This is a genomic window from Massilia glaciei, assembly GCF_003011895.2.
GTDB lineage: Bacteria > Pseudomonadota > Gammaproteobacteria > Burkholderiales > Burkholderiaceae_D > Telluria_A > Telluria_A glaciei.
Genome location: NZ_PXWF02000095.1, coordinates 1 through 8,934 on the forward strand (window position 1 = coordinate 1; position 8,934 = coordinate 8,934).

General features: G+C 69.3%; 8 protein-coding genes and 2 riboswitches. Of the genes, 7 read left to right on the forward strand and 1 reads right to left on the reverse strand.

What is annotated here, in order from left to right; all coding sequences use genetic code 11:
- From C7C56_RS07215 to C7C56_RS07225, 3 genes are all read left to right on the forward strand, one after another.
- The coding region (locus C7C56_RS07215; protein ID WP_146204325.1) for a methyl-accepting chemotaxis protein at positions 1–1,099 on the forward strand (1,099 nt) is incomplete at its 5' end.
- 178 nt (positions 1,100–1,277) lie between these two features.
- Positions 1,278–1,502 carry a hypothetical protein gene (locus tag C7C56_RS07220; RefSeq protein WP_106756790.1) on the forward strand — a complete coding sequence of 75 codons (225 nt, stop codon included), beginning with the start codon at positions 1,278–1,280 and terminating at the stop codon, positions 1,500–1,502.
- A 228-nt stretch (positions 1,503–1,730) separates the two neighbouring features.
- Positions 1,731–2,636 (forward strand): N-acetylmuramoyl-L-alanine amidase-like domain-containing protein, encoded by a 906-nt coding sequence (locus C7C56_RS07225; RefSeq protein WP_106756784.1) that lies wholly within the window; start codon positions 1,731–1,733, stop codon positions 2,634–2,636.
- A gap of 69 nt (positions 2,637–2,705) precedes the next feature.
- On the opposite strand, the gene C7C56_RS07230 is transcribed toward C7C56_RS07225, so the two are convergent.
- On the reverse strand, positions 2,706–3,266 hold the full coding sequence (locus C7C56_RS07230) for an ATP-dependent Clp protease proteolytic subunit (protein ID WP_106756785.1): 561 nt from the start codon (positions 3,264–3,266) through the stop codon (positions 2,706–2,708).
- Between the two features lie 175 nt (positions 3,267–3,441).
- Positions 3,442–3,528: riboswitch (glycine riboswitch) on the forward strand.
- 20 nt (positions 3,529–3,548) lie between these two features.
- A riboswitch (glycine riboswitch) is annotated at positions 3,549–3,654 on the forward strand.
- A gap of 76 nt (positions 3,655–3,730) precedes the next feature.
- Here C7C56_RS07230 and gcvT point away from each other — a divergent pair.
- From gcvT to C7C56_RS07250, 4 genes are all read left to right on the forward strand, one after another.
- Positions 3,731–4,849: a glycine cleavage system aminomethyltransferase GcvT gene (gene gcvT / locus C7C56_RS07235; protein WP_106756786.1), complete on the forward strand. Its 1,119-nt coding sequence runs from the start codon at positions 3,731–3,733 to the stop codon at positions 4,847–4,849.
- Between the two features lie 62 nt (positions 4,850–4,911).
- A complete protein-coding gene (gcvH, locus tag C7C56_RS07240) occupies positions 4,912–5,292 on the forward strand; it encodes a glycine cleavage system protein GcvH (protein ID WP_106756787.1) in 381 nt (126 codons plus the stop codon).
- A gap of 107 nt (positions 5,293–5,399) precedes the next feature.
- Positions 5,400–8,294 carry an aminomethyl-transferring glycine dehydrogenase gene (gcvP, locus tag C7C56_RS07245; RefSeq protein WP_106756788.1) on the forward strand — a complete coding sequence of 965 codons (2,895 nt, stop codon included), beginning with the start codon at positions 5,400–5,402 and terminating at the stop codon, positions 8,292–8,294.
- A 99-nt stretch (positions 8,295–8,393) separates the two neighbouring features.
- Positions 8,394–8,741, forward strand: a complete 348-nt coding sequence (locus C7C56_RS07250; RefSeq protein WP_146204326.1) for a hypothetical protein — start codon at positions 8,394–8,396, stop codon at positions 8,739–8,741.
- The last annotated feature ends 193 nt before the right edge of the window (positions 8,742–8,934 follow it).

An 8,934-nucleotide genomic window follows, 5' to 3' on the forward strand; every position in this document is an offset into this window, starting at 1 on the left:
GCGCTTCGCGAGCGCGCGCAACTGGACCTGGGCCCTGCTGCTGCTCGGGCTCGGGCTCGGCGCGGCGCTGGCGATGTGGCTCGCGCGCGAGCTGGCGCGCCCCGTCAACGAGGCGATCGGGCTGGCGCGCCGGGTCGCCGCGGGCGACCTGAGCGCGCCCGGCGGCACCTGTCCGCGCGGCGCCTCGGGCCGCTTGATGGACGCCATGCACGACATGAACGACAAGCTGGCCGGCATGATCGTCAACGTGCGCGCCGGCACCGACGTGCTCGCCGAGGGCGCCGGCGAGATCGCCAGCGGCAGCATGGACCTGTCGGCGCGCACCGAACAGCAGGCCGCCGCGATCGAACAGACCGCCGCCTCGATGGAGCAGTTCACCTCGACCGTCAAGCAGAACGCCGAGCACGCCTCCCAGGCCAGCAAGCTGGCGGTGTCGGCCTCGGAGGTGGCGGTCAAGGGCGGCGAGGTGGTCTCCGAGGTGGTCGACACCATGGCCTCGATCAACGACAGCTCGAAGCGGATCGCCGAGATCATCGGCGTCATCGACGCCATCGCGTTCCAGACCAACATCCTCGCGCTCAACGCGGCGGTCGAGGCCGCGCGCGCCGGCGAACAGGGGCGCGGCTTCGCCGTCGTCGCCGCCGAGGTGCGCAACCTGGCGCAACGCTCGGCCGCCGCGGCCAAGGAGATCAAGGCCCTGATCGACGACTCGGTCGACAAGGTCGCGGCCGGCACCTTGCTGGCCGACAAGGCCGGCGCCACCATGCACGAGGTGGTCGGGAGCGTCAAGCGCGTCACCGCCATCATCGGCGAGATCGCCGACGCCAGCGCCGAGCAGACCAGCGGCATCGAGCAGGTCAACCTGGCGATCGCGGCGATGGACCAGGCGACCCAGGCCAACGCCGTGCTCGTCGAGCAGGCCGGCAGCGCGGCCGGCGCCATGCGCGAACAGGCCGCCACGCTGGGGCGGCTGGTCGGCACCGTGATCCTCTCGCCCAGGCAGGCGCGCCCGGTGGCCGCCGCGCCCGCCCCGGCGCCGCGGCCGGCAGCCGGCCGCGCGCGGGCTAGGCGCCAGGATGCGGACTGGGAGGAGTTCTGATCGGAAAGCTAGCTATTTTGCAAGTTTGTCGGCGTATCTCCTACAAGCGTCCGGGTGGTGCTCCGATGGCGGTTCAATTGTGCGGATCCCATGATTGCTTCACCGGAAACGCGGCCAAGAAACATTCTTGGACGATAACTGGGACCGTCACATTTTCAAACTCTGCAAAGGAATGAACATGAACACCAATCAAAAGAACCAGGGCAACAAGCAAAACGACAGCACCGGCAGCAACAAGCAATCGGGCGCGAAGGGTTCCGGCAGCAACGCCCAGGGCGCGCGCCCGGGCAACCAGGGCGGCACCCACGAGCAGCACGTCGAGGCGGGCCGACTAAGCCACAAGAACGACCCCAGCGCCAAGCGCGACGACAATGTCGACGACGAGTACGGCGACAAGCGGTGAACAGGCGATCGGCAACCGATGAACAACCGATAAGCAAACGATAAACAGATAAGCAGATAAACAGGCGGCCGCCCCGGCGGCGCCGCGCCAGCATCCAGAGCCTGCGACGGACAACTTCCGTCGTCAGGCTCTTTTCGATTCGGGCAGTGTCGTAGGCGCAAGAAGTGTTGTGGTCGGGCGCCCGCAGGCTGTACAGTGGCGGACCATTCCCCACCGTCCCGCGCCCCGATGCCATTCCGCCCGCTACTGCTTGTCGTTTGCACCACCCTGCCCCTGTTCGCCCAGGCCCTGCCGGCGGCGGCCCAGGCCGCGCCGGCGCCGCGGGCGCCGCTGTCGAAACAGATCTACCAGATGACGCCCCAGGAGGCGGACCGCTACATCGCCCACATGCAGCTGGCCGAGCCGGACCTGCGCAAGCGCATCGCCGCGGTCGCGCGCGGGAACACGGGCCAGCCCTACCGCCTGAACCTGATGGGCGAGTACCCTTACCAGCTCAACGACGGCCTGCCGATGTTCAGCCTGGGCCACAGCGACTGCGTCACCTTCGCCGAACACACCTACGCGATGGCGCTGAGCCGCTCGTGGGCCGAATTCTTCTGGATGCTGCAGCGCATACGCTACAAGTACGGCGTGGTCGGGGTCGCCACGCGCAACCACTACACCGAGGTGGACTGGAACATCAACAACGGCTGGCTGCTGACCGACGCCAGCGCCACGCTCGCCGGCGCCGCCTCGTACCGGATGACGGTCGACCGCGCAGGCTTCCTGCGCACGCGCCACAACACCGCCAGCACACTTGCGGTGCAGGAGAGCGAGCAGGCGTATGTGCCCAAGGCGCACGTCGCGACGGCGCTGGCCGGCCTGCGCGACGGCGACATGGTCAACGTCGTCTCGCGCAAGGACGGCGCCCACCTGACGACCCATGTGGGGCTGGTGGTGGTCGCCGCCGACGGACGGCGCAATTTCCTCCATTCGGCGGCGCCGCAGGTGCGCGAAGAGAGCTTCGAGGCCTTCATCGCGCGCACCGAGCGGCACCAGGCCGGACGCGCCGGCCTTCAGTTGGCCGGCTTCAAGTTTTTGCGCCTGAACGAAAAAATCGTGGTCCCGCCGGCGGCGCCGCAGCCGCGCCCGTAAGCGCGCCCGGAGGGGCGGCGGAGCGCGTCCGATGTTGCGCAGGCGCGACCGCAGGCGCGGCGGAGCGCCTCAGATGTTGCGCAGGCGCGCGCCGCGCGGCGGCGCGAAGTCGGCCACATCGGTCACCAGGCCGGCGGTCTTGGCGTCGCGCGCCGTCAGGTGCAGGTCGGAATACTGGTGGATCGCCCACTGCTCGGGCGCAAGGTCGACGTGGCGGCGCAGGATCAGCTCGGTGCGCGCGTCGTCGGCGCGCAGGCCCTCGACGATGATGTTGAGCGCGTCCGGCCGCGCCCCCGGCGACGCCGTCGCGTGCGACTTGTGCACCATGAAGCGCGCCGTCTCGCTCGCATAGCGCCGCTCCCCGCCCAAAAACAGGATCACCGCGATCGAGGCGACCGCGCCGGCGTTGTACATGACGAAGTCGATCGGCGCGCCCTGCATGAAGTTGTACAGGCACAGGCCGTCGCTGACATAGCCGCCGTTGGACTGGACCAGCACATGGGCCGTATCGATCCCGCGCTCGGTCATGTCCTGGACCGCCTCGAACACGCGGTGCACCATGTCGCTGTTGACGTCGCCCGACAGGGTGAACCAGGCGTCGGTTTCTTTTCTGACTGCTTCTTCGCTCATATCGGGTACCCGCAAAGTGGATGCGCCAGTTTAACAAATAGCGGTCGGGAAAGCGCGCGCGCACACGCCATTCGTGCGCGCCATTGGCGCCTGGTTGCGCCCCCGCCACGCCCACCCAGCCCGCTCCGGCCCGGCGCCGCGGGTTGACAGCGCCGCGCCGCTGGCATATGCTCTGCACTCTTGATCGGGAGAGGGCAGCGCACGGCTGCCGCCGAAGGGGCATCACCCAAAAACTCTCAGGCAAAAGGACCGGTCAGGGGTCGGCGGCGCGGAAGGCGCGGCCGGCTTAACTCTGGAGAGCGGCCGCGGCGTCACGCCGGCGGCCCACCGAAGGGGCAGGCGGAACCCGTTCCGCTATCTCTCAGGTACCAAGGACAGAGGGGCACGCGCACCGCAGGGCCGCCGTTTGGCGCCACCCCGCCTGCGCGCTGACCCTTTTTGTTCACCTTGCCTGAGGATTTCCCATGACGCTCAAAACGACCCCGCTCAATTCCGCACACCGCGCCGCCGGCGCCAAGATGGTCGATTTCGGCGGCTGGGACATGCCCGTCAACTACGGCTCGCAGATCGAGGAGCACCACGCGGTGCGCACCGACGTCGGCATGTTCGACGTCTCGCACATGTGCGTGGTCGACCTCGAGGGCGACGATGCGCGCCCCTTCCTGCGCGGCCTGCTCGCCAACAACGTCGACAAGCTGCAGGTGCCGGGCAAGGCGCTCTACTCGTGCATGCTCAACGAGCAAGGCTTCGTGATCGACGACCTGATCGTCTACTTCTTCGCCGAGAACTGGTTCCGGCTGGTGGTCAACGCCGGCACCGCGCACAAGGACATCGCCTGGATCGATGCGCAAATCGCGGCGCGCGGCAGCGCCGTCAAGCTCACCGAGCGGCGCGACGGCGAGGGCGCGATGGCGCTGATCGCGGTGCAGGGCCCGAACGCGCGCGCCAAGGTGTGGCAGGTGCTGCCGGGCGCGCGGGCGGCCACCGAGCCGCTCAAGCCGTTCAACGCGGCCATCGTCAAAGACACCGCGTTCGGCGAGGTGATGGTCGCGCGCACCGGCTACACGGGCGAGGACGGTTTCGAGATCGCCTTCCCCGCCGGCGCCGCCGACGCCATGTGGAACGCGCTCATGGCCGCCGGCGTCAAGCCGGCCGGGCTCGGCGCGCGCGACACGCTGCGCCTCGAGGCGGGCATGAACCTGTACGGCCAGGACATGGACGAGACCGTCAACCCGCTCGACGCCGGCCTGGCCTGGACCATCGACCTGGTCTCCGAGCGCGATTTTCCGGGCAAGGCGGCCTTGCTGGCGATGGGCCAGAACGCCAAGTTCGTCGGCCTGATCCTGCGCGACAAGGGCGGCGTGCTGCGCGCCCACCAAAGGGTGCTCGGCGCCGGCGAAGGCGTCGGCGAGATCACCAGCGGCACCTTCAGCCCGAGCATGCAGCTAGCGATCGCGCTCGCGCGCGTGCCGATGGACGTCGAGGTGGGCGACACCGTGCACGTCGAAATCCGCGACAAGAAGCTGGCCGCGAGCGTGGTGAAGCTGCCTTTCGTGCGCAACGGCAAAATCCTGGCGGCGTAAAAGCCGGCATCCCCGAAAAATTTCTTTATACTCATCGCACCAACCACTCTCTGGAGCCACACATGAACATCCCCGCCGACCTGAAATACACCGAATCCCACGAGTGGGTGCGCGCCGAAGCCGATGGCAGCGTCACCGTCGGCATCACCGAGTACGCGCAGGACGCGCTCGGCGACATCGTGTTCGTCGAACTGCCCAAGGTGGGCAAGTCATGCACCGCCGGCGACGACGCCGCCGTGGTCGAGTCGGTCAAGGCCGCCAGCGACATCTACGCCCCGCTGTCGGGCGTGATCACCGCCGTCAACGAGGCCGTCGCCGCCGCCCCCGACTCGATCAACGCCGACGCCTACAGCGCCTGGCTGTTCAAGCTGCAGCCGAGCGACCCGGCCGCGATCGGCGGCCTGCTCGACGCCGCCGCCTACGGCAAGGCCACCGGCGAGTAATCGCGCCATGCCCGGCCGGCGCCAAAGGTGCCGGCCCCAGTCAAGCCCCCCTCTATAAACCGGCCCCCGGCACCGCGCCGGCGGCCAGCATCTTTTTGGCCCCTATCATGACCCGCACCAGCCTGACCCAACTCGAAGCACGCGACGCCTTCATCCCACGCCACATCGGCCCCACCGAAACGGAGCAGGCGGCCATGCTCGCCACGCTCGGCTACGCCAGCCGCGGCGCGCTGATCGACGCCATCGTCCCGGCCAACATCCGCAAAAAGAGCAAGCTCGATCTGGGCCAGTTCTTCGATCCGATGCCGGAACAGGCGGCGCTGGGCAAGCTCAGGGCGCTCGCGGCCAAGAACCGGGTCATGAAGTCGATGATCGGCCAGGGCTACTACAACAGCCACACCCCGGGCGTCATCCTGCGCAACATCTTCGAGAACCCGGCCTGGTACACCGCCTACACGCCCTACCAGCCGGAGATCTCGCAGGGCCGCCTCGAGGCGATCCTCAATTTCCAGCAGATGATCACCGACCTGACCGGCATGGGCATCGCCAACTCCTCGATGCTCGACGAGGGCACCGCCGCCGCCGAGGCCATGACGCTGCTCCAGCGGGTGGGCAAGTCGGCCTCGAACGTGTTCTACGTGGCCGACGACGTGCTGCCGCAGACGCTCGAGGTGGTGCAGACGCGCGCCAAGCCGATCGGGGTCGAGGTGCGCACCATCGCCGCCGCCGACATCGGCTCCCTCGACCAGCCGTGCTTCGGCGTGCTGCTGCAGTACCCGGGCGTCGACGGCGAGGTGCGCGACTACCGCGCCGCCGTCGAAAAACTGCACGCCTCGGGCTCCATGGTGGTCGCCGCCGCCGACCTGCTGGCGCTGACGGTGCTCACGCCGCCGGGCGAATGGGGCGCCGACGTGGTCGTCGGCAACAGCCAGCGCTTCGGCGTGCCGCTCGGTTTCGGCGGCCCGCACGCCGGCTACCTGGCCACCCGCGACGCCTTCAAGCGCAGCATGGCCGGGCGCCTGGTCGGGGTCACCATCGACGCCCAGGGCAACCCGGCCTACCGGCTCGCCCTGCAAACGCGCGAGCAGCACATCCGGCGCGAAAAGGCGACCTCCAACATCTGCACCGCGCAGGTGCTGCTGGCAGTGATGGCCTCGATGTACGCGGTCTACCACGGTCCCGCCGGCCTGACCAAAATCGCCCGCCGCGTGCACCGCTACACCAACATCCTGGCCGCCAAACTGGGCACGCTCGGCTACGAGATCACCAACAAGACCTACTTCGACACGCTCACCGTCAAGAGCGCGCGCGCCCTCGAATTGCACGCCGGCGCGGTCGAAATGGGCGTCAACCTGCGCCGCGTCGACGACCACCACGTCGGCATCTCGCTCGACGAGACCACCACGCGCGAGGACATCCTTTTGCTGTGGACCATCTTCTCGCAAGGGGTCGACAACGCCGCGGCGCCCGACTTCGACGCCATCGAGGCCAGCGCCCAGGACGCGTTCCCCGCGCAGCTCGCGCGCACCAGCGCCTTCCTGACGCACCCGACCTTCCACCGCTACCACGCCGAGCACGAGATGCTGCGCTACCTGCGCGGCCTGGCCGACAAGGACCTCGCGCTCGACCGCACCATGATCCCGCTCGGCTCGTGCACCATGAAGCTCAACGCCACCTCCGAGATGATCCCGGTGACCTGGCCCGAGTTCTCCAACATCCACCCGTTCGCGCCCGACGCCCAGACCGTCGGCTACCGCGAGATGATCGGCCAGCTCGAGGACATGCTGTGCGCGCTGACCGGCTACGCGGCCGTGTCGCTGCAGCCGAACGCCGGCTCGCAGGGCGAGTACGCCGGCCTGCTCGTGATCCAGGCCTACCACGCCTCGCGCGGCGAGGCGCACCGCAACATCTGCCTGATCCCGTCCTCGGCGCACGGCACCAACCCGGCCTCGGCCAACATGGTCGGCATGCGCGTGGTGGTGACCGCCTGCGACGCCAACGGCAACGTCGACCTGGCCGACCTCAAGGCCAAGGCCGAACTGCACAGCGACAACCTGGCCTGCGTGATGGTGACCTACCCGTCGACCCACGGCGTGTTCGAGGAGGGCATACAGGAACTGTGCGAGATCGTCCACGCGCACGGCGGCCAGGTCTACATCGACGGCGCCAACATGAACGCGCTGGTCGGGGTGGCGGCGCCGGGCAGCTTCGGCGGCGACGTCAGCCACCTGAACCTGCACAAGACCTTCTGCATCCCGCACGGCGGCGGCGGCCCCGGCGTGGGCCCGATCGGGGTCGGCGCGCACCTGGCCAAATTCCTGCCCAACCAGCGCTCGACCGGCTACACGCGCGACGCCGCCGGCATCGGCGCGGTCAGCGCCGCGCCGTTCGGCTCGGCCAGCATCCTGCCGATCTCGTGGATGTACATCGCGATGATGGGTGGCGAGGGCCTGACGGCGGCCACCGAGACCGCCATATTGGCGGCCAACTACATCGCGCGCCGCCTCGCGCCGCACTACCCGGTGCTCTACACCGGCCACGACGGCCTGGTCGCGCACGAGTGCATCCTCGACCTGCGCCCGCTCACCGACGCCACCGGCATCAGCAACGAGGATGTCGCCAAGCGCCTGATGGACTTCGGCTTCCACGCCCCGACCATGAGCTTCCCGGTGCCCGGCACCCTGATGATCGAGCCGACCGAGAGCGAGTCGAAGGTCGAGATGGACCGCTTCATCGACGCCATGATCGCCATCCACGCCGAGATCGTCAAGGTCGAGCGCGGCGAGTACGACCGCATGGACAACCCGCTCAAGGGCGCGCCCCACACGGCCGAGGTGGTCACGGCCGACGTCTGGGAGCACAAGTACAGCCGCGAGGTGGCGGCCTTCCCGGTGGCCTCGCTGCGCAAGCAGAAGTACTGGCCGCCGGTCGGGCGCGCCGACAACGTCTACGGCGACCGCAACCTGTTCTGCGGCTGCGCGCCGATCGCCGACTACGAGTAGGCCGCGCCGCGCCGGCGCCGATCCGCGCGCCGGCGCGGCACCTTTGCGCCCCGACGGGGCGCGCACACTGACGGGGGGCTGCGCGATGAGGGACTGGCCATGAGGGATTGCGCCAGGGCGGCCTGGATGAACGCGCTGGGCGGCCCCGGGCTGGGCCACATCATGCTGGGCCGGCGCCGCCGCGGCTGCCTGTTCCTGCTGCCCACGCTGGCCTGCCTCGGCTGGTTCTTCTGGGCCCGCCTGCTGCCGCCGATGCTCGAGCTATCCGACCGCCTCAACGCCGGCCTGCTGCCGTTCGACCCGCTCGCCATCGCGCTCCACGCGCGCGCCGAAGTCTACCTCGCGCTGCGCCGGATCGGCCCGCCGGGCCTGCTCGTGGCGCTGCTCTGGATCGGCGCCATCGCCGACTCCTTCCTGCTCGCGCCCGCCCAAAAGCGGGGCGAATGATCCCCCTGCGCGCGGCGCGCGCGTTTTTCCGTATACAAGCGCCGCGCAAGCTGCCAAAATGTTTGCGTAAGACAACTTTTTGGCTACATTGGGAACACCATGCGCGCGCCGCCCCGCCCCCACCGTCCCGCCCGCACCGCCCTGGCCGCCTTGGCGCTGGCCGCGCTGGCCGCGCTGGCGCATGGCGCGGCGC

What these genes read in the sequence shown, in the direction of transcription:
- C7C56_RS07220 (WP_106756790.1), top strand. Translation starts at nt 1,278, where the DNA reads ATGAACACCAATCAAAAGAACCAGGGCAACAAGCAAAACGACAGCACC.
- C7C56_RS07225 (WP_106756784.1), top strand. Translation starts at nt 1,731, where the DNA reads ATGCCATTCCGCCCGCTACTGCTTGTCGTTTGCACCACCCTGCCCCTG.
- C7C56_RS07230 (WP_106756785.1), bottom strand. Translation starts at nt 3,266, where the DNA reads ATGAGCGAAGAAGCAGTCAGAAAAGAAACCGACGCCTGGTTCACCCTG.
- gcvT (WP_106756786.1), top strand. Translation starts at nt 3,731, where the DNA reads ATGACGCTCAAAACGACCCCGCTCAATTCCGCACACCGCGCCGCCGGC.
- gcvH (WP_106756787.1), top strand. Translation starts at nt 4,912, where the DNA reads ATGAACATCCCCGCCGACCTGAAATACACCGAATCCCACGAGTGGGTG.
- gcvP (WP_106756788.1), top strand. Translation starts at nt 5,400, where the DNA reads ATGACCCGCACCAGCCTGACCCAACTCGAAGCACGCGACGCCTTCATC.
- C7C56_RS07250 (WP_146204326.1), top strand. Translation starts at nt 8,394, where the DNA reads ATGAGGGATTGCGCCAGGGCGGCCTGGATGAACGCGCTGGGCGGCCCC.